Source organism: Photobacterium sp. GB-210, assembly GCF_003026075.1.
GTDB lineage: Bacteria > Pseudomonadota > Gammaproteobacteria > Enterobacterales > Vibrionaceae > Photobacterium.
In genome coordinates this window covers 76,352-99,123 of sequence record NZ_PYNU01000003.1, presented here as the reverse complement: position 1 = coordinate 99,123, position 22,772 = coordinate 76,352, and the positions used below count along the sequence as shown (strand labels likewise).

Sequence of the window (22,772 nt, the reverse complement as noted above, 5' to 3'; positions counted from 1 at the left end):
TTATTGGATAACAATTTCACTATCAGCGGATGGTCGTTGCATTTTGAGTTCAGTCTCAGCTAATCGTTCAATACGACTGTGCTCTGCAAGCGAATTTTCTTCGAGGATCTGATTTCGCCATTCCACATCATATCCTTCACGTTCAGTTAACAATTGTTCTTGTTTCACAATTTGCTGGCGTGTGTCATGGGTGATGTACACCACTGACAATGCTGATGCGAGAATAATAAAAGAAAGAATGAGAGGAACAAGCCCGACAGTGACGAGATCACGTCCAATCAGGCGAGCCAGATTCAATGATGATTCTGTAGGTTGCTTCATAGACGCTCAGCCAACCTTAGTACAGAGCTACGCGCTCGTGTGTTGTACCCTAATTCATCTTGAGAAGGTTTGATGGCTTTGCCTACCGTTTTAAGTGCAGCGCTACCTAAAGCTTTAATTTGTTCTTCAGTAAGCGGTAAACCTGCTGGAACTTCAGGTCCTTTGCTCTGTTTACGAATAAAGCGTTTTACCATACGATCTTCCAATGAGTGGAAACTGATCACTGATAAACGACCTTCAGGAGCTAAAATATTCACCGCACCGTTTAGCGCTGTTTCAATTTCATCTAACTCACTGTTAATGTAAATACGAATCGCTTGAAAACTACGTGTTGCTGGGTGTTTGTGCTTATCTTTAAACGGCGATACCGCCGCAATTAAGCTCGCTAATTCACGGGTACGTGTTAGTGGCTCTTTTTCTGGGTTTTCACGGTGCTCAACAATACCGCGAGCAATACGCTTGGCAAAGCGCTCTTCACCAAACTCTTTTAGTACCCATGCAATATCATCCGCTTCCGCTTCAGCCAACCATTCAGCAGCTGACTGACCCGATGTCGGATCCATACGCATATCAAGCGGGCCATCTCGCATAAAGCTAAAGCCGCGTTCTGCATCATCTAATTGCGGTGATGACACACCTAAATCCAGTAACACACCATCAACACGACCAATTAAATCACGCTCTTCCATGTATTTTTCCATGCCAGAGAATGGGCCATGGATAATTTCGAAGCGAGGATCATCAATCTTCTGAGCTTCAGCAATCGCTTGAGGATCTCGGTCAATGCTGTATAGACGACCATTCTCACCTAAGTGAGAGAGAATAAGGCGACTGTGTCCCCCACGGCCAAAGGTACCATCGATATAAATACCGTCGGGTTTAATTGCTAATCCGTCTACAGATTCATTCAGTAAAACGGAAACGTGCTCAAATTGTTCAGACATAAATATAAGTTCAGCTAAAGTGAAAGCTCACTAAGGCGCGATGACTGTGCTATCGCATCCTCAGCCTGAAGGTTGATATCGTGTTCAATTTGCTGTTGCCACAAAGATTCAGACCAAATTTCAAATTTATTGAATTGGCCTACAAGCATGATCTTATCTTGTAAGTGCGCGTATTGTCGTAAGGTAGCAGGAAGTAGAATTCGTCCCTGCCCATCCATATCACATTCACTAGCGTGGCCGAGTAACAAACGTTGAATTCGACGCTCCGCAGGATGAAGGCTTGATAATGTCGCTAACTTCGCTTCAATGTGTACCCATTCATTCATGGGATAGAGCAACAAGCAAGAAAACTGGTGATCAATAGTGCATACGAATAAGCCGTCACAATGATTTGTTACCTCTGCACGATAACGCTTAGGGATCGCAATGCGTCCTTTGTTATCGAGCGATATAACCGTTGCGCCTCTTAACATTCACATGCCCATTCAATGATACTAAAAATCAGCCGTAGTAACCGACTTTAGCAGAATTAAAAACAAAGAGAATGCGACTGCACCACTTTTCCCCACAAATTCCCACCATAAAGTGTACGTATGAGACAAAAACGATGTCAAGCGTCTGACAGTAATTCAAACAGAGTTCTAACATACTCTGTAGTCATCAAGCGAAAGTTATGTTTATGCGGGAATAAGACGAAAAAAAGGTGGTGTTTGTTATCCAAACACCACCTTCTCTAAATGTAGGGAGTCGGTCGATAAGCCGGGTTTTGTTCCGCTTGCGCGGCGGCAATCATTCGTCTAGGTCTGCAATCGCTCACAGACTCAAGCAACCTACCCGTCCCCAACGCGGGCCGCGCCATTAGGGACCTATTTGGTCTTGCTCCGGGTGGAGTTTACCCTGCCACAAACTATTACTAGCTGCGCGGTGCGCTCTTACCGCACCCTTTCACCCTTACCTGTGCACTATTGCAAGCAATAGGCCATCGGCGGTTTGCTCTCTGCTGCACTTGTCGTGGGCTTGCGCCCCCCAGACGTTATCTGGCACCCTGCCCTGTGGAGCCCGGACTTTCCTCCCCTTCATCAGTCTCCCAAAGGACATCAATGAAGCAGCGATTACCTGACCAACTCCGGCACGGATTGTATAAGACAACGATCACAGTTGCTAGCGAAAAACGAAACAAAATTACAGCCTGACTAAAAAAACAGCAAAAAAAGCTAATTCCCACCAAATCTAGTCATACAGCCCACAAAAAAATTAGCAGCCGTTAATTTTATTTTTAGCCTAGGTTTTCTAACCCCCACTTATACAGCGCATTCTTTTTCGCACCGTGAATTTCCGCTGTTAGTGCAGCCGCTTTTTTCAATGGTAATTCTTTGACTAACAAGCCCAGTGTACGTAATGATTCTGCTGATAGTTCTTCTTTTTGCGCGCGATGACCGGCGACTAAAACCACCATCTCACCACGAACACGATTACTGTCTTCAGCAAGCCACTCAATTAACTCTCCTAATGGCGCACCATGGATTGTTTCATAAGTTTTTGTTAACTCACGCGCTAATACTACTTGGCGTTCAGCACCAAGCACGGCTAACATATCACTCAGGGAATCATTAATACGATGTGGCGATTCGTAAAAAATTAACGTACGCTCATCGTTTGCTAACGCTTGAAAACAGTCACGGCGACCTTTACTTTTGGGTGGCAAAAAGCCCTCAAAGCTAAATCGGTCAGACGGTAAGCCTGCACCACTCAAGGCAGTGATCACTGCACATGGGCCTGGTAATGGCACAACTTTTACCCCCGCTTGACGACAGCGATTAACAAGATGATACCCTGGATCACTGATCAGCGGCGTACCAGCATCTGATACCAACGCAATACTGGTACCTGACTGAAGCTTTTCAATCAAGAAGTCAGCTTTTTGCTGCTCGTTATGATCATGAAGCGCAAAGGTGCGGGTTGAGATAGAGAAATGGGATAACAAGCGTGATGTATGGCGAGTATCTTCAGCAGCAATCAAATCTACATTTGCTAACACGTCTAATGCTCGTTGTGTTATATCAGCCAAATTACCGATGGGTGTAGGTACGATGTATAACGTAGCAACATCAACCATGCTTGAATTGGTTTCACTCATTTGTCTTAGATCTCATCTGCAATTAATATCAAGAGTAATTTGTCACAGTTGAATGAATTCAATGCCCAATTTTACCCATAAGCGTAAAAGTGTATCACGACTAATGGCGCCTGTAGCCCTTGCTGTTATTTTAGCAGGCTGTAGCACGCCAAACCTGTACAATCAGCAGGCTCCATTAACGGATATCACTGCGGCAGCCGCTCAAAGCTCAGCCGCCTACCTCAGTAAAGCTCAAGCCAGTAAGGGTGCAGAGCGTATTAACTGGGAAATATTAGCCCTTAAAGCAATGATAGAAGAAGGTAAATGGCAGCAAGCTGACCAACAAGTTACCAAACTATCACAACAATCTATGAGCCCTTTGCAAATTGCTGAATGGCAACTTGCTCGTGCAGCGATCCGCTATCATCAAGGGCAATATCAAGAAGCACTTAATAGTCTAAATTTCCAACCGTCTTGGCAGTTAACGAAAAGTCAGTATCAACGTTATTACACTTTCCGTGCTGAATTATTAGATCAACTTAACCATAAATTTCAAGCCGCGCGTGAACGCAGTAAACTTGATTTTTACTTAAATCGGGATCAAAAAGCAGCCAACTGGAATAACCTGTGGAATGATTTATCTGGCTACTCCAACGCACAGCTGAGTAACGCCAAAATTGGTAGTGATGAAGGCGTATTAAAAGGTTGGGTTGAGCTTGCCATGTTAAAAAATAGCGCTAGCCGTCAACCAGGCAAATTAAAAAGCGCAGTTGAGCAATGGTTAAGCCAACATCCGTACCATCCAGCTAATCAATACTTACCCAAAGAACTTGAAGCGGTAATGAACCTTAAAGCCATTAAGCTAGATCGTGTCGCTTTGCTTTTACCATTATCTGGTCGCTTTGCCGCACAAGGTAAAAATGTACGTGATGGCTTTATAGATGCAATGATGGATGATGCTAACAGAAGCGCTGATACCAATCTTAATATCTATGATACAGAAGCAGAACCAATGGCTTCTATCGTGGCAAAATTACAGCAAAATGGCACTCAATTTGTTGTCGGTCCACTGCGTAAGAATAAGATTTCAGAGTTTCAACAAGATAACACCACTCATATCAATACGTTGGCGTTAAATATGCCACCTGAAATTACCAGCAACCACCCTAATGCGTGTTATTTTGCTCTTTCGCCAGAGCAAAGTGCCGAGCAAGCTGCAGAGCATATTTTCAATGAAGGTCATCGTGATCCTGTCGTACTTGTACCATCAAACAGTTATGGTCAGCGAGTAAGTTCTGCTTTTAATCAAGAGTGGACAAGCTTAAATAGTCAACCAGCACAAGTGGCTACATTTGGTGCAAGCGATGAGATACCACAGCAAATCCGTCAGGTATTTGGGCGTGCACCAGGTAGTAAGACAGATGCGATATATATCGTTGCTAGCAAAAATGAATTGATGACTATAAAGCCATTTATTGAAGCATCATTACCACCAAGTGGTAACCCACCACAAATTTATGTTAGCTCTCGAAGTAATCCAGATCGCAAAGGATACTCTCCAGAAATACAAGGCGTAGAAATCGGTGATATTCCACTTCTAATCAATCCACCGGCAAGTTATATGGAGCGTTTCAACCAATTGTGGCCAAATGAAGGTAATACCAGTGTTCGCCTTCATGCTTTTGGTATGGATGCTTACCTTTTAAGTAACGAATTACCACAATTACGTGCGATGAGTGATTACACAACACAAGGTGTTACAGGCAAATTAAGTGCCGATAGCCAATGTGTGATCCATCGTCACATTGACTGGGGTAAATTCACTGCAGACGGTATTCAACCTGAATAAACGACAACAAGGTCAAACTTATGAACGGATGGCGGAACAGTTTCTGTCTCGCCACCGTCTTAAGCTTATCGAACGAAATTTTAGCTGTCGCGGTGGTGAAATTGATTTAATCATGCGACAAGGTAAATGTTTTGTCTTTATTGAAGTAAAATACCGGACACATCGCCATTTCGGTTCGGCTTCAGAAGCGGTGAATTGGCATAAACAACAAAAAATAAAACGCACCGCCCTTTTTTGGTTACAGAAAAATGGCTTTTCAATCGATCAAACCGAATGTCGGTTTGATGTCGTGACAATTGAAGGTCAAGAACACCATATTGAGTGGCATACCAACATCTTAGTTGAAGGTTAATCATGCTAGATAGCATTCGCGAAAGTTTTACCGAAAGTATTCAAACTCAAATTGCAGCAGCAGAAGCACTTCCCGATTCCATCTCAAAAGCTGCCCAAGTCATGGTTCAGAGCCTATTAAACGGCAATAAGATTTTATGTTGCGGTAATGGTGGCTCAGCAGCTAATTCACAACACTTTGCTTCATGTCTTATTAATCGTTTTGAAACTGAGCGCCCAAGCCTTCCCGCTTTAGCATTAACGGCTGACACAACAATTTTGACAGCAATTGCTAATGATTATCACCACGACGAAGTGTTTTCAAAACAAGTGCGCGCACTCGGTCAAGCCGGTGATATTCTGTTTGTATTATCAACCAGCGGTAATAGCAAGAACATTATCAAAGCAATGGAAGCTGCACTTACACGTGATATGACTATCATCGCCTTAACCGGTAAAGATGGCGGCGAAATGGCAGGGTTACTTGGTATACAAGATGTTGAAATTCGTATCCCATCTCAACGTACCGCACGTATTCAAGAAGTCCACTTACTAACAGTACATTGCTTGTGCGATCTTATTGACCAAGTACTCTTCCCGCACCACGAAGGATAATCAATGAACTGGGTATGCCGCCTATTGCTAATTTTTAGCATTGTATTACAAGGATGTTCGAGTTTTTCCACGCAAGATCCACGAGATATAGAGCAACATTGGCAAGATCAAAAAGTAGAAATGGATATTGCGGGTCTGGCAAATAGCCGCCAATTTACCCGCTCAATCAGTGCCAACAGTATCTCGCTTAACGGTAAAGTACTACTGATTGGTCAAGCCACTTCTGCCGCTGCAAAAGCACAATTTGCTCAGCAAGTTAAGCATATTGCTAATGTAAAAGATCTGTATAACCAACTTGAAGTGAGACCTTTACTTAGCGTAGGTGACATTAGTTATGATGCCTGGCTAACCACCAAGGTAAAATCTCAACTCATCGCGAGCAAGCAGTTAACAGGAGCGGTGATCCAAGTGATCAGCGAAGGGGGGCGAGTCTACCTTTTAGGCTATGTGACGCCACGCCAAAAAGAAATTGCGATCAATATTGCACGGAATATCAATGGCGTTAAAAAAGTTGTGACATTATTCGAACCGAGTCAAAATCGCTAATCACCCTTTATCGATATAAAAAAAACGCAGCCTATTGGCTGCGTTTTTTTATTAAAGAGAAACTATCTATTTCACAACACGTAAGCTTGGACGACCGCGAGGACGTGGCGGCTCATCGTCAGGATCATCACCGGCAGTTTCAGTTTCACTAACCACGGCAAATGGAGAGCTAGGCTCTGATGCTTCATCAATCATATCTTCGATATCATCAACATCATCAAAGACTGGCATATCTGATTCATAGCTAGGCTCTGGCTCAAACATTGTTCCTGCTCCGTTTTCACGCGCATAAACAGCAAGCACAGCGTACATAGGTACAATAACAGAATGTGGACGACCACTAAAACGCGCATTAAAGCTAACCGCTTCATTACCCAGTTCTAAATTCCCCACAGCACGAGGAGCAACGTTTAGGATGATTTGACCATCACTAACGAACTCCATTGGTACTTGTACACCTGGTAATGTTGCATCAACAACCAAGTGTGGTGTGAGATCGTTGTCCACTAACCAATCATAAAATGCCCGCAACAAATAAGGACGACGCGGTGTCATTTTTTCCATATCCATATTACTGGCCAGCTAAACGCATTTCACGTTCAGCTTCAGTCAATGAAGCTAGGAAAGAGTCACGTTCAAATACACGTGTCATGTAAGTTTTCACTTCTTTTGCGCCAGCACCACTTAGTTCAATACCCATTTCAGGTAGACGCCATAGTAGTGGAGCAAGGTAACAGTCAACCAAGCTGAACTCATCACTCATGAAGAATGGGAATTCTGCAAATACTGGTGCTAATGCAAGTAACTCTTCACGTAATTGCTTACGTGCTTTGTCAGCTTCATCGGCAGTGCCAGTATTAATCTTCTCTGCAAGTGAGTACCAGTTACGCTCAACACGGTACATCATTAGACGGCTGTTACCACGAGCAACAGGGTAAACCGGCATTAGAGGTGGGTGAGGAAAACGCTCATCCAAGTACTCCATAATGATGTTCGCTTGGTATAGTGCTAATTCACGATCAACCAATGTAGGAACTGACTGGTATGGATTCAGCTCTAACAGATCTTCAGGTAGATTCAATGGATCAACCAGCTCGATTTCAACACTAACACCTTTCTCGGCTAGTACGATACGCACCTGATGGCTGTAGATGTCTGAAGCATCAGAATACAGAGTCATCACAGAGCGTTTATTGGCAGCAACAGCCATCAACCCCTCCAGTATATTTAATACACAAAAAGCAATGGAGGCTTAAGCCCCCATTGCGAGATTCTTAACCCACTAGATTACCTTATCAGTGGACATCACGCCAATATTCTTTCTTCAACAATACAGTTAAAACAAAGAATACCGCAATAAAGCCCATCACCCACAAGCCCATTTGCTGTCGTTCCAGCTTCATTGGCTCAGCAGAGTAATCAAGGAAGTTAACTAAATCACGCACCATATCGTCATATTCTTCAGCGCTCAGCTCTCCAGTACCATCAGATTCGATCCCGATAAACTCTTGAACTTTCTCACCGTCAATCATTTTGGTCTCAAATGCTTTATGTGGTGCACCTTGTAACTCTTCGAGAGCATGCGGCATACCGACACTTGGGAACACTAAATTATTAACACCAAATGGACGACTAGGATCGGCATAGAAGGATCGTAAGTAAGTATAGATCCAATCAGTACCTCGAACACGCGCAACCAAAGTTAAGTCAGGAGCAGGGGCGCCAAATGAGGCTGCCGCATACTCTGTTGAAATCGCATTTGTCATCAAATCACCAATTTTAGCATTTTGATCAAAAATCAAATTCTCTTTCATTAACGTTGGTGGAATACCAAGATCTTCTGCCACTCGCTCGTAGCGTTGGTATTGGGTTGAATGACATCCAGAACAATAATTCATAAATGTCTTTGCGCCACGTTGAAGTGATGCTTTGTCTGTTAAGTCATTATTCGCCGCATCTAAAGGTACATTGCTACCTGCCGCAAAAGCAAAAGTAGGAAGCATTGCCAGCAGCGTTACAATCAATTTTCTCATTTGAATGTCACCCTCTCTGGCAGCGGTTTCGTTGCCTCATTTTTACTGTAAAAGAACAATAAAATGAAGAACATAAAGTAAGCAAAGCTAAATATCTGTGCAAGCAATGTATAAGTAGGAGTTGCAGGTAACGTACCTAAAACACCTAGTGCAATAAAGCTAACTGTGAACTGACAAATATTGATAAAGTGCACTTTGCTACGATAACGGAAAGAGCGAACTTTACAGCGATCGAACCACGGTAACAGGAATAAAAAGACAATCGATGCTCCCATTGCCGCCACACCTAATAACTTATCGGGTACCGCACGCAAAATCGCATAGAACGGCGTGAAATACCAAACTGGCGCAATGTGCTCAGGTGTTTTTAGTGGATTTGCAGCTTCAAAGTTTGGCGGCTCAAGGAAGTACCCTCCCATTTCTGGGTTAAAAAAGATCACATAGCTAAAGAAAAAGGCGAAAACAGCAACACCAATCAGATCTTTAACTGTTCCATAAGGATGAAATGGGATTGAATCAATGATGTCATACTTGTTGCTGTAGTATTCATGAAAACGAAATTGTGTTTTATACCCTTCACCTTTAGAGCCCTTCGGCAGTTTTGTCTCAATACCATCAGGGTTATTTGAACCCACTTCATGAAGTGCTAATACGTGTAACACAATGAGCAACAACAATACGATTGGCAGCGCAATAACATGTAATGCAAAGAAACGGTTTAGCGTTGCCCCTGAGACAACATAATCCCCTCGGATCCAAAGAGTTAGATCGTCACCGATTACAGGTATTGCGCCAAATAGCGAAATAATGACCTGTGCGCCCCAGAATGACATTTGTCCCCATGGCAACAAATATCCCATGAACGCTTCAGCCATAAGAATGAGAAAAATCAACATACCGAATAACCACAGTAGCTCACGAGGCTTTTGGTAAGATCCGTAGATCAAGCCGCGGAACATATGCAGATAAATCACGACAAAAAACGCGGAAGCACCTGTCGAGTGCATATAACGTAGCAGCCAACCATACTCTACATCTCGCATGATATATTCAATGGAAGCAAATGCCCCTTCACCTGATGGTACATAGTTCATGGTTAACCAGATCCCTGTTACGATCTGATTAACAAGCACCAACATGGCAAGAGAACCAAAGATGTACCAAAAGTTGAAATTTTTCGGCATCGGATATTCAGATAAATGCTTTCTATAAGCATTCGTGACGGGCAAACGTTTTTCAATCCAACCTAGTAGCGCATTCATTATACGGCCTCCCCATCAACACCAACGATAATCGTGTTGTCATCTAAGAATTGATATGGAGGTATCACCAGATTCAATGGTGCAGGCACGCCTGCAAACACACGACCGGCCATATCAAAGGTAGAGCCGTGGCATGGACAGAAGAACCCTGACGATATACCACTTACTTGTTCATTAAAGCTATCGGGTAAATAAGTTGGAGAACAGCCAAGATGAGTACAAATACCCAAGGCTAAAAAGATTTCAGGCTTCACTGAACGGAATTCATTTTGTGCATAAGATGGCTGCTGAGGTTCTTCTGATGAAGGATCCCGCAATTCGCCATCATGGGTACTTAACTCTTGTAAAACAGCCTTGCTGCGACGAACAACCCACACAGGTTTTCCTCGCCATTCAACGCGAACCATTTGTCCATCTTCTAACTTACTGATATCAACTTCGACAGGAGCACCGGCGGCTTTTGCTTTCGCACTCGGATTCCATGATTTGATAAAAGGAACGGCAACAGCTGCAGCTCCTAACCCACCAACAACCGAGGTTGTTACGGTCAGAAAGCGACGTCGTCCTTTGCTTACTGGCACATTGCTCATCCAATATTCTCCCTTACTCCCGCCTTGGATTATTATGTCCTTATGCGTCCTTGGAGCCACGGCTAACTTCCAACGAAAAGGTAACAGTAAAATTACACATTCAAACTGTTTCCAACATAAAAAGGATATGTAACAGACGATATTTTGACAAGTTAAAGCGACTCTTTTGCACTAAATCTGAGCAAAGCGTTCTTTTTACCTTCCAACGATAACATCGTTACTTAAACTTAATTTTTGGCCGTGTTGAGAGCGGTAAAAATGGAGAAAATAAGGCAGGAAGCTGATTGTTTAGCTATTAATAAATAAAAAAAAGCCCAACCCGAGGGTTGAGCTTTCTGTACACAGTAACCAGATAAAATCTGGAAGCGAAAATTAACGCTTAGAGAACTGTGGACGACGACGTGCTTTACGTAGACCAACTTTCTTACGCTCAACGCAACGAGCGTCGCGAGTAACGTAGCCAGCTGCACGTAGAGCAGGACGTAGAGTTTCATCGTACTCCATAAGAGCGCGAGTGATACCGTGACGGATTGCACCAGATTGACCAGTGATACCACCACCTTTAACAGTGATGTATAGGTCTAGGTTCTCTGTCATTTCAACAAGCTCTAGAGGTTGACGAACAACCATACGCGCTGTTGGGCGACCGAAGTACTCTTCGATGCTACGCTTGTTGATAACGATGTTGCCAGTACCCGGTTTGATGAAAACGCGAGCTGCTGAGCTTTTACGGCGACCAGTGCCGTAGTATTGATTCTCTGCCATTGTCATAATTCCCAATTAGATGTCTAGTACTTTAGGCTGTTGTGCAGCATGGTTGTGCTCAGTACCTGCGTAAACTTTTAGCTTACGGTACATAGCACGGCCTAGAGGACCTTTAGGAAGCATGCCTTTAACAGCAGTTTCAATAACCATTTCTGGTTTCTTGTCGATTAGCTTATCAAAGCTGATTGACTTAAGGCCGCCGATGTAGCCAGTGTGGTGGTGGTACATTTTATCTGTACGCTTGTTACCAGTTACTGCTACTTTCTCAGCATTGATAACTACAATGTAGTCACCAGTGTCAACGTGTGGAGTGTACTCCGGCTTGTGCTTACCACGTAGACGAGAAGCGATTTCAGTTGCAAGACGACCTAGAGTTTTACCTTCAGCGTCAACAACATACCAGTCACGTTTTACAGTTTCTGGTTTAGCAACGAAAGTTTTCATGCTAATTAATACCCAATAATTTAAATAGTTTCACTTACTAGAACCATCAAATGATGGTCCCTCTGTATAAGAGCCCAGTCATCACCCCTTCGAGTGGTTGGCACTCCAGGCTTTCGCCTTCACAGGTACGGTGGGTCGCAAGATTATAGGGAAGGGTGAGGAAAAAATCACCTCTTTTCCTAAAAAAAATGTCTTTTTTTCTTATTAACGACAATTTAAGGCAAAAGCAGTCGATAAATCCTGATTATCGTTAAATACGATAACCGTTAACAACGCGATTTCTATGCTAGATGCGGCTTTGCTAAGTATTCATGGCTTTGCATTTCGATTAAACGTGAGCAACATCGCTTAAATTCAAAGGTTAATCGTCCTTGTTGATAAAGTTGCTCAAGAGGTACTGCCGCAGAAATAATCAAAGTGACATTACGCTCATAAAACTCATCAACCATGGCAATAAAGCGCCGTGCAGCATCGTCTTCCTGCTCTGTAATTTGCGGTACTTCAGATAAAATAACCGTATGATAGATTTGTGCTATTTCCATGTAATCATTTTGACTACGTGACGTTTGGCATAATTGGTTAAAACTGAACTGCACGACACCATCCGCCTCTCGCTGTACCATCAATTGCCGCGCATTAATTGTGATCATTGTTTGCTGATTACGAGGCTCTGAGGTTAATTGTTCGAAATAACGTTTTAAATTCACTGTTGCACATTCATCTAATGGGTAATGATAAATCTCAGCTTGTTCTAACGTTCGCAAGCGATAATCAATCCCAGCATCAACATTCACTATCTCACAATGCTGTTCTATCAATGCGATAGCTGGTAAAAATCTCGCACGTTGCAAACCATTTCGATATAACTCTGATGGTGGAATATTCGATGTTGCGACTAAACTAATTCCTCGCTTAAATAACGCTTCAAGCAAGGTACCTAAAATCATTGCATCGGTAATATCAGAAACAAAAAACTCATCAAAACAAATAATATCTGTTTCTTGTTTAAATTTATCAGCAACGTGTTCCAGTGGATTTTCAACACCATCTAATGTTTTTAATTCTTGATGCACGCGATGCATAAAGCGATGAAAGTGCATCCGCGTTTTACGTTCCAATGGTAAACAGTCATAAAAAGTATCAACAAGATAAGTTTTCCCTCGTCCTACCCCGCCCCAAAAATATAATCCTTTCACTGGCACAATATCTGCTTGAGTTGAATTAGATTTAAAATAACGTTGGATGAAAGACAGTTTAGGCTCAGGTTTAGGCGCTATTATACGATGATATAAATTATCAAGATGGGAAACGGCATTGGCTTGTGCTGGATCTGCAAAAAAATCCGTTTTCTGTAAATCTTGTTGATATTTTTCTAGTGGCGTCATTCTAACCTTACCTGTTACATCCGTGAGTTATCTCTAATTATGAGAGGCAGAGCCACTTCATGACTCTTACATCATATTTATTGAGTATCATGTCGCTTAACCTCACGGTATAGTAACGTGACAGCCATCGTTGATAAACATTGATACACGAATATTCGTATAAGTCACAAGGAGTTTATTCATGACCATGACTTGGGCCATTATTATATTTTTAGCAGGGATCTTAGTTGGTGCTCTTGCCGTTCGTCTAACAAACAAAAGTGTAAAACAGCAAAAAACACTCAAAAAAGAGCTTGATAAGTCAAAGTACGAGCTCGAACAGTTCCGCCAAGAACTCGTTGATCATTTTGCTCGCAGTGCTGATTTACTCGACAATGTTGCTAAAGATTACAGCAAACTTTATGAGCATATGGCGAAGACTTCTACCGAGTTAATGCCAAACCTTCCAGCACAAGATAATCCTTTTGCAAAACGCATCACGAGTTTAGAAACGGTGAAAGACGGGCCAAAAGAAGATGAGAGTGTTGAGCAAGCACCGCGCGATTATGCCAATGGCGCGACGGGATTATTTAACGGTGAAAACACCGCAGTAACAGAAGAAGAAAAAGCTCAACTACATGCCGAGCCAAAAGCGAGTTAACTGTCACATTTATTCACTTTCACTTGTTGTTTATTCGTAATAAGAGTGAGTGAAAGTGAACTTTGACTTCTTTTTATAGGTCTTAATTTTACTTGTAAATTGGAGCTCAATAATGATTAAAAAGCCTTTTCTTGTTCTTACTGCGTTAGCATTAGGTATCAGTTCTGCTCTTACCCCAGTAACTGCAACTGCAGCATTACCCACCTCTGTTAATAACCAACCTATACCAAGCCTTGCACCAATGTTGGAGCAAGTCACCCCCGCGGTTGTGAGTATTGCTGTTGAAGGTAAGCATGTTTCTAAGCAGCGTTTACCTGAATCTTTCCGTTATTTTTTTGGTCCAGACTTTCCTTCAGAGCAAGTCCAAGAGCGTCCATTTAGAGGTTTAGGCTCTGGGGTTATTGTTGATGCAAAGAAAGGCTATATCGTCACTAACCATCATGTTATTGATGGCGCAGATGAAATCAGTGTCCAACTTTCTGATGGACGCGAAATCGATGCCAAACTTATTGGTAGTGATGGCATGTCCGATATTGCATTACTACAGATAGACAAACCTGAAAACTTAACGGAAGTAAAACTGGCGAACTCCGATAAGTTACGTGTCGGTGATTTTGCTATCGCAATTGGTAACCCATTTGGTTTAGGTCAAACGGTAACATCAGGAATTGTCTCGGCACTGGGCCGTAGTGGCTTAAATGTCGAAAACTTTGAAAACTTTATTCAAACCGATGCTGCTATCAACAGTGGTAACTCAGGCGGTGCATTAGTTAATCTCAATGGTGAGTTAATTGGTATTAACACCGCAATTTTAGGCCCTAACGGTGGTAATGTCGGTATTGGCTTTGCTATTCCCTCCAATATGGTGAAAAGCTTAACTGATCAACTCTTAGAATTTGGTCAAGTAAAACGCGGGATTTTGGGGATTCAAGGTGGAGAATTAACCGCAGAGCTTGCTAAAACCTTCGGGTATTCAACGAACCACGGTGCATTTGTTAACCAAGTCATGCCAGACTCTTCTGCTGAAAAAGCAGGGCTGAAAGCGGGGGATATCATTACCGAAGTGAACGGCAACCCAATCCGTACCTTTGGTGAGTTACGAGCGAAAATAGCGACAATGGGCGCAGGCAAGGCACTCACTTTAGGTATTATTCGCGACGGTAAAAAGCAAACCGTTAATGTGACCTTAAAAGCGGCGAGTGAAAACAAAGTGAAGGCTGATAATCTCCACCCTAGCCTAGCCGGTGCTGAATTTACCAATACGGTTGCTGGCGATAAAGTCAAAGGGGTTAAGGTATCAAAGCTTGATGAGCGATCTATCGCTGCACGTTATGGGCTAAAAAAAGGTGACATTATTATTGGCCTTAACCGTAATAAGATAAATAACCTCGGTGAACTTCGTAAAGCACTTGAAGCAAAACCTGATGTGCTTGCGATGGAAGTCAAGCGTGGAAACAACGTCCTGTACCTGATCATTAGGTAATAATACGTTTATCATTAACCTTCAAGTAAAGTCAGGGTGAAACCGCGCTCTGACTTTATTATTGGTCTCTCTAAGTATGAATGGTATTCTTCTTGCCACTCACTCTCTTTATTACTTTAAGGACTCTTGATGTTGGCTTTTCTTGGTCGTTCTATTTTGCTCGGCCTTATCACAGCATGTGTTGTACTTGTTGCTGTACCAAGTTTGCGCCCATCATCACCGGTGTCTTTACCCCAATTAGACGATGCGCCCGCCCCTTTATCATTTAACTACGCCGTTAAACGCGCTTCGCCTGCGGTGGTGAATATTTATAACCGTCGCTATGAAAATAATGAATCACGACCAGAGCCAGAGTTAATCACCCAAGGATTAGGTTCGGGGGTGATCATGAGTGATAAAGGCTATATCGTGACGAACTATCACGTTGTCGCCAATGCGGATCAAGTCATTGTCGCACTGCAAGATGGCCGCATTTTAAACGCACAACTGATCGGCTTAGATCAATTAACCGATCTCGCGGTTTTGAAAATTAATGCTGATAATTTACCCGTGATCCCAGTTAATCCAGACTACAAAGCGACAGTCGGTGATGTCGTTCTTGCCATAGGTAATCCCTATAATCTAGGTCAAACAACAACCTTTGGTATTATTTCAGCAACAGGGCGTTCAGGCATGAGCTTTTATGGCCCACAAGATTTTCTCCAAACAGATGCCGCGATTAACCGTGGTAACTCAGGTGGGGCATTAGTCAATACCCGTGGAGAGCTCGTTGGTATTAATACCGCTTCTTTCCAACAAGCAACGAATATTGAAACCTACGGTATTTCATTTGCTATCCCTTACCAACTAACCATCAAAATTATGAATAAGCTGATCGCTGATGGGCGTGTTATCCGTGGTTGGATTGGTATTCAAGGGCGTGAGATTAACCCTGTTATGGCAAGACTGTATGATGCCAATCAGGTAAATGGCATTATCGTAGAAGGTATGGATCCTAACGGCCCTGCGTCAAAAGCTGGCTTTCAAAAAAATGATATCGTGGTCGAGATTGCAGGTAAACAAGTCACGAATGTACAAAGCGTTAGAGATATTGTTACTGATATCCGCCCAGGTACGCATGTGAATGTAAAAATTCTACGTGATGGTAAACCCATGATCATTCCAGTAACGGTGGCTAATCGCCCGGCCTCTGAGAATAAACCGATGCGATAATTACACATAACAAATATAAAAAAACGCCTCACATGTGAGGCGTTTTTTTGTTTAGACATTTCTTATTTAAAAATAAGACATCTTAGATACGTTCGATGTTCATACCTAATGCGCTAAACTTCTGCTCGATAAACTCGTAACCACGGTCGATATGGTAAATACGATCAACAATCGTCTCACCTTTCGCAATGCTACCTGCAATCACAAGGCTTGCTGATGCACGTAAATCTGTTGCCATCACTTGAGCACCGCTTAAGCCTGCAGTATCACCACAAATAACAGTGTTACCTTCAATCTCAGCATGAGCCCCCATACGAATTAACTCAGGAATATGCATGAAACGGTTTTCAAAAATCGTTTCAGTAATAATACCTGTGCCTTTGGCAATGAGGTTCAGTAGTGAGAATTGCGCTTGCATGTCTGTTGGGAAACCTGGATGTGGCGCGGTACGGATATTGACCGCTTTAAGCTCACGTCCTGTCATGTCAAGGCTGATCCAGTCTTCACCCGTTTCAACCAAAGCGCCTGCTTCTTCAAGCTTTGCTAATACCGCTTCCATTAATTCAGGCTTGGTATTACGACACATAATCTTGCCACCAGAAACAGCAGCAGCAACAAGGAAAGTTCCCGTTTCAATACGGTCAGCAACCACTTCGTGGTAACCACCACCAAGACGCTCAACGCCTTCAATGGTAATGGTTGCAGTACCTGCACCTGAAATTTTTGCGCCAAGTGCATTTAGAAATGCAGCTGTATCTTCAATTTCAGGCTCACGGGCTGCATTTTCAATAACCGTTGTGCCTTCAGCCAATGTTGCTGCTGACATAATCGTTACTGTTGCACCAACACTGACTTTATCCATCACGATATGTGCGCCCTTCAGGCGACCATCAACACTCGCTTTCACGTAGCCTTCATCAAGCGTGATTGTTGCGCCTAATTGCTCTAAACCTACAATATGAAGATCAACAGGGCGCGCGCCTATCGCACAACCGCCAGGTAGTGAAACCTGACCTTGACCAAAACGAGCAACCAATGGGCCAAGTGCCCAGATAGAAGCACGCATCGTTTTCACTAAATCGTAAGGAGCACAAAACTCATTCACATCACTTGCATCGATATGAACTGAGCCATTACGTGATACTTTTACGCCTAAACGAGAAAGTAGTTCCATTGTCGTATCGATATCACGTAATTTTGGAACATTTGCAATTTCTACAGGCTCTTCAGCAAGCAAAGCGGCGAATAAAATCGGCAATGCTGCATTCTTAGCGCCAGAAATTGACACTTCACCGCTTAGTGGACCACCGCCCTGAATACGAAACTTCTGCATCGTTTACCTCGTTATAACGACATTAGCTTTTTATCACGCATCCATTCTTCAGGTGTATACGTTTTGATACTTAATGCGTGAATGTCGTTTGCTGCAATTCGATCCATTAACGGACCATAAATAGTTTGTTGTTTTTTCACTCGGCTCATGCCGTCAAAAATCGTACTCACTGCAATAACTTCGTAGTGACTACCTTCACCTTTAACAATCACTTCATCAAGATCTAAGGCGTTTTCTAAAATTTGTTTAATCTCGGAGATTTCCACAAGCTATCCTCTCTAAAGCTCACTGCATGCTAGCGGCTAAAATGGGTTCAACATGGCTCAAGCGTAACAATGTTTTTAGCTGCTCGGGCACATTAAGCAGGGTGAAGTCACATCCTGCGCTGCTTAATTGCTGGTGAAGATGCAATAACATCACCATGCCAGCTGAGTCGACTCGACTCAAACCACCTAGATCGAGCAAGACCTTGTTTGAATCAGGTACCCACTCGTTTCTACGTCGCCAAAAAGCTGGCACTGTGTCACGTTCTAAACAACCTGACAAGCAATATTGGTCATTACCGAGAGCTTGCCATTTGATCCTATCCTCAGACATGATCATTTTTTCTCGATCTGAATTGGCTTAGCAGCAAGATCGCGTAGGTTTTGCGTTACCGCATCGATTCCCTTCGTGCGAAGCTCACCACTCCACTCACTTTGCTTAGTCGAAATCATACTGACTCCTTCAGCAACCATGTCAAATCCTTGCCATTCTTTTGTCTTTTTATTTAAACGAAGCTTAAAATCAAGACGAATAGGTGGGCGTTGATTATCGACAATATCAACGCGTACTGACACGATACTACGATCTGCGGGAACCGCTTTGGCAGGCTCAATCTGAATTTTCTGATCAGTATACTGCGTTAACACCTGAGCATAAGATGCGACTAAATATTCAGTGAACGCTTCCGTGAATGCATCACGCTGCTCTGCGGTAGTTTTCTTTAAATTTGAACCCAACACTTTATAAGCGGCATAACGTGTATTGATATAAGGCAATAGCTCTTTTTTAACAATAATACGTAACTCTTCTGGATTGGCTTGGATCTTCGGCTGCTCTGCTTTTAAGGTTTTAAATAACTGAACAGAAACTTTATCCATCATCGTGTATGGATTGGTCTGATCGATTGTTGCAGCCTGCACCAACATCGGTAGGGCAAGAAAAGCCAGCATTAGGCATCGTAAAAATTTCATTGGTGCTCCTAGTCTTTTTTGTCACCGCCAATGCTATATAGCACTTGGCCTATCATATCTTCTAATACTAACGCAGATTTCGTGTCTTCAATAAGATCGCCGTTATGTAGCATCTCGACATCGTCATCAACGAACCCAGGGGAAATACCTAAATACTGCTCACCTAAAAGGCCAGATGTTAAAATTGAAGCCGAGCTCGTTTCAGGGAAATAACCAAATTTTTTGTTAATCGATAACGTAACCATCGGAATATAGGTTTCTTTATCAAGGTTAATAGCTGTCACTTCACCAACGGTTACACCACCGACCTTCACGGGAGAGCGGACTTTTAAACCACCGATATTATCGAAATGGGCTTTTAATGTGTAACTTTCATTACTACCAAAGCTTTGTAGGTTAGCAACTTTGAAAGCTAATACTAATAATGCTGCAATTCCGGCTAACATAAAAATGCCAACCCACAGTTCTAAACGTTTATTTTGTTGCATGCTTTTATCCATTTAATTTGTTTTGTCACACTAAGACCATGTTGGTTTCTTTACGAATTAGCTACCAAACATCAGTGCAGTCAAAATAAAATCTAAGCCCAATACCGCCAGTGATGAATTCACCACTGTTCGTGTCGTTGCTCGGCTGATCCCTTCAGAAGTAGGAACGGCATCATAACCATTAAATACCGCAATCCAGGTTACCGTTATAGCAAAAGCAACAGCCTTAATAATGCTGTTCCCTATGTCATAACTAAAGTTCACTGACGATTGCATGACCGACCAGAAACTACCGTAATCAATCCCTTTCCAATCAACGCCAACAATTTGCGCCCCCCATAAACCTACAACACTAAACATCAGTGCTAATAATGGCATTGAGATAACACCAGCCCAAAAACGTGGTGCAATCACTCGACGCAGCGGATCAACCGCCATCATTTCCATACTTGAAAGCTGTTCAGTGGCTTTCATTAAACCTATTTCAGCGGTAAGTGCAGATCCTGCTCGCCCAGCAAACAACAGTGCTGTCACTACCGGACCTAATTCGCGTAGTAAAGACAATGCAACCATTTGTCCTAAGCTCGTTTCGGCACCAAAGTCAGCCAGTACAAGGTAACCTTGTAAACTCAGCACCATGCCGATAAACAAACCTGAAACAAGAATAATCGCTATTGATAAAACACCAACTGAATACAGTTGCTTTATTAATAACGGAAACATTTTTCTTGGCTGAGGCTTACTCACCAATGCGCCAAACAACATTAACGTTGCTCGGCCCATTGTTTGGCATTTTTCAATACCACTTCGCCCTAAATCAGCTATCGCATCAACAATCATTTTTTGCTCGTAATCCATCGAATAACAGATGCGCATGACACGCATCGTGAATAACGCTTAACCAAATAAATCTTGCTCTAATGGCTGCGCTGGAAACTTAAAAGGAACGGGGCCATCAGCATCACCGTCTAAGAACTGACGTACGCGAGGATCTGGATTTTCTCGTAATTCTTGAGGGCTACCACTGCCAATAATTTTACCACCTGATAGTAAGTAAACATGATCAGCGATACTCATCACTTCGGGTACATCATGAGAAACAACCACAGATGTCATACCTAATGCTTTATTGAGACTACTGATTAATTGCACTAACACACCCATCGTAATGGGATCTTGTCCGACAAAAGGTTCGTCATACATCATTAATTCAGGATCAAGAGCAATGGCACGAGCTAAGGCCGCTCGACGTGCCATACCGCCAGATAACTCATTCGGCATCAATTGCGCCGCACCACGTAACCCTACTGCTTCTAATTTCAGTAACACTAAACTACGCAATAAATCGTCAGGTAAATCGGTATGTTCCCGCAACGGAAATGCAATATTGTCGAAAACGTTCATATCAGTAAAAAGCGCGCCCGATTGAAACAACATACTCATTCGTTTACGAGCTTGATATAAATCACTGCGTTTTAAGGTTGGGATATTCCACTCATCAAACCATACTTCGCCGTTATCTGGCACAATTTGACCACCAATTAAACGGAGTAATGTTGTTTTACCTATGCCCGAAGGTCCCATAATTGCGGTTACTTTTCCTCGTGGCACATCAAGGGAAATATCATCAAAAATGAATCGTTCTCCACGAGAAAATGTTAGGTTTTTAATCGAAATCAGTATATCGCTTTTAGCCATTGCTTCGTATTCGCCTCTAATTACTGGTAATTTCTCATGAAAAACACTAATTATTATTAAAAATCAGTAAATTATGACTTAGCCACAGGAAAAATCATATTTATCGCGTGAAAGCCATTATAGCTAAGGATAATAAGGAGAATAAAACATCAACTCAAGTTAGTCGGTTCATATCTCATCTATTGTTACAGTGTTAAGGCGTATTGCTGTTATTTTAAACGCCAATTACTTGGATAACGATTCTTATTAACCTTTTCTTGTATTATTTTAACTTAACAATTGAACGCTATTCAAATACTTGTATCATCCCTAAAAATAGCAAGGCTTTACAATCCATCATGATAAATTCATCGTGATTGTTATTTTCCCTCATAAATGTTCACAATAGAGAGAATTAGTCATTTGTTATACTTCCCTTTTGCTTTGCTAACCGTCAAAATTACGGCCTAATATCAAAAGCGATTCAACGCTAGATTTACTGTACTCGTTTTTAACGTGCCATTTTTAAAAGGGATTAGAATGCTCGAAGCCATTGTATTGCTCTGTGTAGGGTTAGTGTTATTAGTATGGAGTGCCGATCGATTAGTATATGGCGCTGCAGCACTGGCTAAAAATTTTGGTGTTGCGCCACTTGTTATCGGTATGACAATACTGGCAATGGGCTCTTCGGCACCCGAAATGATGGTTTCAGCGACCGCAGCACTTGCAGGTAAAACCGATACAGCAGTAGGTAATGTGCTTGGCTCTAATATCGCCAATATTGCTCTGATTTTAGGTATAACGGCAATGTTGAAGCCACTATCAATCAGTTCAACCATTATTCGCCGTGAATTACCGCTAATGTTAGGCGTGACCGTTATTGCTGGCCTCTTACTGTGGGATAATTATTTAGGCCGAATGGAAGGCGCTTTTCTTGCCGTGCTTTTTGTCCTGTTTTTACTTGCGATGTTAAAAATCAGCAAGTCGAGCAAAAACGATCCTCTTGCTGAAGAGCAAGAAGCTGAGATCCCAACCGGCGTTAAAAACTCATCCGCTATTATCTGGGTCTTTATTGGTTTAGGTTTACTGCTTTACTCATCTGATATGGTAGTAGAGTCAGCCGTAGTTATTGCTAAACACTACGGCATGAGTGACTTAGTGATTGGTTTAACGATCATTGCTGTTGGTACCAGTTTGCCTGAGCTTGCCGCTTCTATCGCGAGTATTTACAAGGGTGAAGATGATATGGCGGTAGGTAATATCATCGGCTCCAATGTCTTTAATATTTTAGCAGTAATGGGTATACCTGGGCTGCTGAACCCATCAGTATTAAGTCCTCTTGCGATGGGGCGTGATTTTTATGTCATGCTCGGACTGTCTGTATTGTTATTATTAATGGCATTAGGTAAACGCCGTCGAATCAATCGTGTTGAAGGCGGTCTTTTGGTACTGTGCTTTATTGCTTACCAAGCTTACCTATTCTTAAATATTTCCGCATAATGGA

The 22,772-nt window shown here is 42.5% G+C and carries 27 protein-coding genes and 1 other RNA gene; 8 read left to right on the top strand and 20 right to left on the bottom strand.

All coding sequences use genetic code 11. The features are described 5' to 3' along the window. From ftsL to rsmI, 5 genes are all read right to left on the bottom strand, one after another. Entirely contained in the window at positions 1 to 321 is a 321-nt protein-coding gene (ftsL, locus tag C9J38_RS07495) for a cell division protein FtsL (protein WP_045083944.1), read from the bottom strand. Continuing rightward, positions 318 to 1,265: a 16S rRNA (cytosine(1402)-N(4))-methyltransferase RsmH gene (gene rsmH / locus C9J38_RS07490; RefSeq protein WP_045083943.1), complete on the bottom strand. Its 948-nt coding sequence runs from the start codon at positions 1,263 to 1,265 to the stop codon at positions 318 to 320. Before rsmH ends, ftsL begins: the two co-directional genes overlap by 4 nt. 14 nt (positions 1,266 to 1,279) lie before the next feature. Further along, positions 1,280 to 1,738, bottom strand: a complete 459-nt coding sequence (gene mraZ, locus C9J38_RS07485; RefSeq protein WP_107206546.1) for a division/cell wall cluster transcriptional repressor MraZ — start codon at positions 1,736 to 1,738, stop codon at positions 1,280 to 1,282. Between the two features lie 266 nt (positions 1,739 to 2,004). Next, an RNA gene (gene rnpB / locus C9J38_RS07480) (RNase P RNA component class A) lies at positions 2,005 to 2,393 on the bottom strand. Between the two features lie 148 nt (positions 2,394 to 2,541). Continuing rightward, positions 2,542 to 3,402, bottom strand: a complete 861-nt coding sequence (gene rsmI, locus C9J38_RS07475) for a 16S rRNA (cytidine(1402)-2'-O)-methyltransferase (protein ID WP_005371210.1) — start codon at positions 3,400 to 3,402, stop codon at positions 2,542 to 2,544. 103 nt (positions 3,403 to 3,505) lie between these two features. On the opposite strand from rsmI, the gene C9J38_RS07470 reads away from it, so the two are divergent. The 4 genes from C9J38_RS07470 to C9J38_RS07455 are packed head-to-tail and all read left to right on the top strand — an operon-like array spanning position 3,506 to position 6,721. After that, complete coding sequence (locus C9J38_RS07470; protein ID WP_233218481.1) at positions 3,506 to 5,230, top strand: penicillin-binding protein activator; 1,725 nt, start codon at positions 3,506 to 3,508, stop codon at positions 5,228 to 5,230. Next, a complete protein-coding gene (locus tag C9J38_RS07465; RefSeq protein ID WP_039872778.1) occupies positions 5,223 to 5,582 on the top strand; it encodes a YraN family protein in 360 nt (119 codons plus the stop codon). The genes C9J38_RS07470 and C9J38_RS07465 overlap by 8 nt, the downstream gene beginning before the upstream one ends. Positions 5,583 to 5,584: 2 nt before the next feature. Continuing rightward, a complete protein-coding gene (diaA, locus tag C9J38_RS07460; RefSeq protein WP_105061009.1) occupies positions 5,585 to 6,175 on the top strand; it encodes a DnaA initiator-associating protein DiaA in 591 nt (196 codons plus the stop codon). Positions 6,176 to 6,178: 3 nt separating this feature from the next. Beyond that, a complete protein-coding gene (locus C9J38_RS07455; protein ID WP_107206544.1) occupies positions 6,179 to 6,721 on the top strand; it encodes a BON domain-containing protein in 543 nt (180 codons plus the stop codon). Positions 6,722 to 6,787: 66 nt separating this feature from the next. On the opposite strand, the gene sspB is transcribed toward C9J38_RS07455, so the two are convergent. The 8 genes from sspB to zapE form a co-directional block, all read right to left on the bottom strand. Continuing rightward, positions 6,788 to 7,291 (bottom strand): ClpXP protease specificity-enhancing factor, encoded by a 504-nt coding sequence (gene sspB / locus C9J38_RS07450; RefSeq protein ID WP_107206543.1) that lies wholly within the window; start codon positions 7,289 to 7,291, stop codon positions 6,788 to 6,790. A 1-nt stretch (position 7,292) separates the two neighbouring features. Next, positions 7,293 to 7,931, bottom strand: coding sequence for a stringent starvation protein SspA (gene sspA / locus C9J38_RS07445; RefSeq protein WP_005371197.1), 639 nt, complete (start codon positions 7,929 to 7,931; stop codon positions 7,293 to 7,295). 85 nt (positions 7,932 to 8,016) lie between these two features. Then, complete coding sequence (locus C9J38_RS07440; protein WP_107206542.1) at positions 8,017 to 8,754, bottom strand: cytochrome c1; 738 nt, start codon at positions 8,752 to 8,754, stop codon at positions 8,017 to 8,019. After that, positions 8,751 to 10,016 carry a cytochrome bc complex cytochrome b subunit gene (locus C9J38_RS07435; protein ID WP_105061013.1) on the bottom strand — a complete coding sequence of 422 codons (1,266 nt, stop codon included), beginning with the start codon at positions 10,014 to 10,016 and terminating at the stop codon, positions 8,751 to 8,753. Before C9J38_RS07435 ends, C9J38_RS07440 begins: the two co-directional genes overlap by 4 nt. Next, entirely contained in the window at positions 10,016 to 10,606 is a 591-nt protein-coding gene (petA, locus tag C9J38_RS07430) for a ubiquinol-cytochrome c reductase iron-sulfur subunit (RefSeq protein ID WP_107206541.1), read from the bottom strand. Before petA ends, C9J38_RS07435 begins: the two co-directional genes overlap by 1 nt. Positions 10,607 to 10,978: 372 nt before the next feature. Then, positions 10,979 to 11,371 carry a 30S ribosomal protein S9 gene (gene rpsI / locus C9J38_RS07425; RefSeq protein WP_005371189.1) on the bottom strand — a complete coding sequence of 131 codons (393 nt, stop codon included), beginning with the start codon at positions 11,369 to 11,371 and terminating at the stop codon, positions 10,979 to 10,981. Between the two features lie 15 nt (positions 11,372 to 11,386). Next, entirely contained in the window at positions 11,387 to 11,815 is a 429-nt protein-coding gene (gene rplM, locus C9J38_RS07420; RefSeq protein ID WP_005371187.1) for a 50S ribosomal protein L13, read from the bottom strand. A 281-nt stretch (positions 11,816 to 12,096) separates the two neighbouring features. Then, positions 12,097 to 13,200: a cell division protein ZapE gene (gene zapE / locus C9J38_RS07415; RefSeq protein WP_107206540.1), complete on the bottom strand. Its 1,104-nt coding sequence runs from the start codon at positions 13,198 to 13,200 to the stop codon at positions 12,097 to 12,099. A gap of 181 nt (positions 13,201 to 13,381) precedes the next feature. Here zapE and zapG point away from each other — a divergent pair, with 181 nt between their 5' ends. The 3 genes from zapG (at position 13,382) to degS (ending at position 16,535) form a co-directional block, all read left to right on the top strand. After that, entirely contained in the window at positions 13,382 to 13,840 is a 459-nt protein-coding gene (gene zapG, locus C9J38_RS07410; RefSeq protein WP_107206539.1) for a Z-ring associated protein ZapG, read from the top strand. 112 nt (positions 13,841 to 13,952) lie between these two features. Next, positions 13,953 to 15,323 carry a Do family serine endopeptidase gene (locus C9J38_RS07405; protein ID WP_107206538.1) on the top strand — a complete coding sequence of 457 codons (1,371 nt, stop codon included), beginning with the start codon at positions 13,953 to 13,955 and terminating at the stop codon, positions 15,321 to 15,323. A 129-nt stretch (positions 15,324 to 15,452) separates the two neighbouring features. After that, the gene (degS, locus tag C9J38_RS07400; protein WP_107206537.1) at positions 15,453 to 16,535 is read left to right on the top strand and encodes an outer membrane-stress sensor serine endopeptidase DegS; all 1,083 of its coding nucleotides are present in this window, start codon (positions 15,453 to 15,455) and stop codon (positions 16,533 to 16,535) included. Between the two features lie 82 nt (positions 16,536 to 16,617). Here the strand turns inward: degS and murA are convergent, their stop codons facing one another. From murA to mlaF, 7 genes are read right to left on the bottom strand one after another with little or no spacing between them, the layout of a single operon-like run. After that, the gene (gene murA / locus C9J38_RS07395; RefSeq protein ID WP_105061019.1) at positions 16,618 to 17,868 is read right to left on the bottom strand and encodes a UDP-N-acetylglucosamine 1-carboxyvinyltransferase; all 1,251 of its coding nucleotides are present in this window, start codon (positions 17,866 to 17,868) and stop codon (positions 16,618 to 16,620) included. Positions 17,869 to 17,879: 11 nt separating this feature from the next. Next, entirely contained in the window at positions 17,880 to 18,134 is a 255-nt protein-coding gene (ibaG, locus tag C9J38_RS07390; protein WP_005371165.1) for a BolA family iron metabolism protein IbaG, read from the bottom strand. Positions 18,135 to 18,153: 19 nt separating this feature from the next. Beyond that, complete coding sequence (locus tag C9J38_RS07385; RefSeq protein WP_199187038.1) at positions 18,154 to 18,471, bottom strand: lipid asymmetry maintenance protein MlaB; 318 nt, start codon at positions 18,469 to 18,471, stop codon at positions 18,154 to 18,156. Next, on the bottom strand, positions 18,468 to 19,103 hold the full coding sequence (gene mlaC / locus C9J38_RS07380) for a phospholipid-binding protein MlaC (RefSeq protein ID WP_107206536.1): 636 nt from the start codon (positions 19,101 to 19,103) through the stop codon (positions 18,468 to 18,470). Before mlaC ends, C9J38_RS07385 begins: the two co-directional genes overlap by 4 nt. Positions 19,104 to 19,111: 8 nt before the next feature. Beyond that, positions 19,112 to 19,591: an outer membrane lipid asymmetry maintenance protein MlaD gene (gene mlaD, locus C9J38_RS07375; protein ID WP_005371156.1), complete on the bottom strand. Its 480-nt coding sequence runs from the start codon at positions 19,589 to 19,591 to the stop codon at positions 19,112 to 19,114. Positions 19,592 to 19,648: 57 nt separating this feature from the next. After that, positions 19,649 to 20,431, bottom strand: a complete 783-nt coding sequence (mlaE, locus tag C9J38_RS07370; protein WP_107206646.1) for a lipid asymmetry maintenance ABC transporter permease subunit MlaE — start codon at positions 20,429 to 20,431, stop codon at positions 19,649 to 19,651. A gap of 57 nt (positions 20,432 to 20,488) precedes the next feature. Next, positions 20,489 to 21,289, bottom strand: coding sequence for a phospholipid ABC transporter ATP-binding protein MlaF (gene mlaF / locus C9J38_RS07365; RefSeq protein ID WP_107206535.1), 801 nt, complete (start codon positions 21,287 to 21,289; stop codon positions 20,489 to 20,491). A 519-nt stretch (positions 21,290 to 21,808) separates the two neighbouring features. Between mlaF and C9J38_RS07360 the strand changes: the two genes are divergently transcribed. Further along, positions 21,809 to 22,768: a calcium/sodium antiporter gene (locus tag C9J38_RS07360; RefSeq protein WP_107206534.1), complete on the top strand. Its 960-nt coding sequence runs from the start codon at positions 21,809 to 21,811 to the stop codon at positions 22,766 to 22,768. The last annotated feature ends 4 nt before the right edge of the window (positions 22,769 to 22,772 follow it).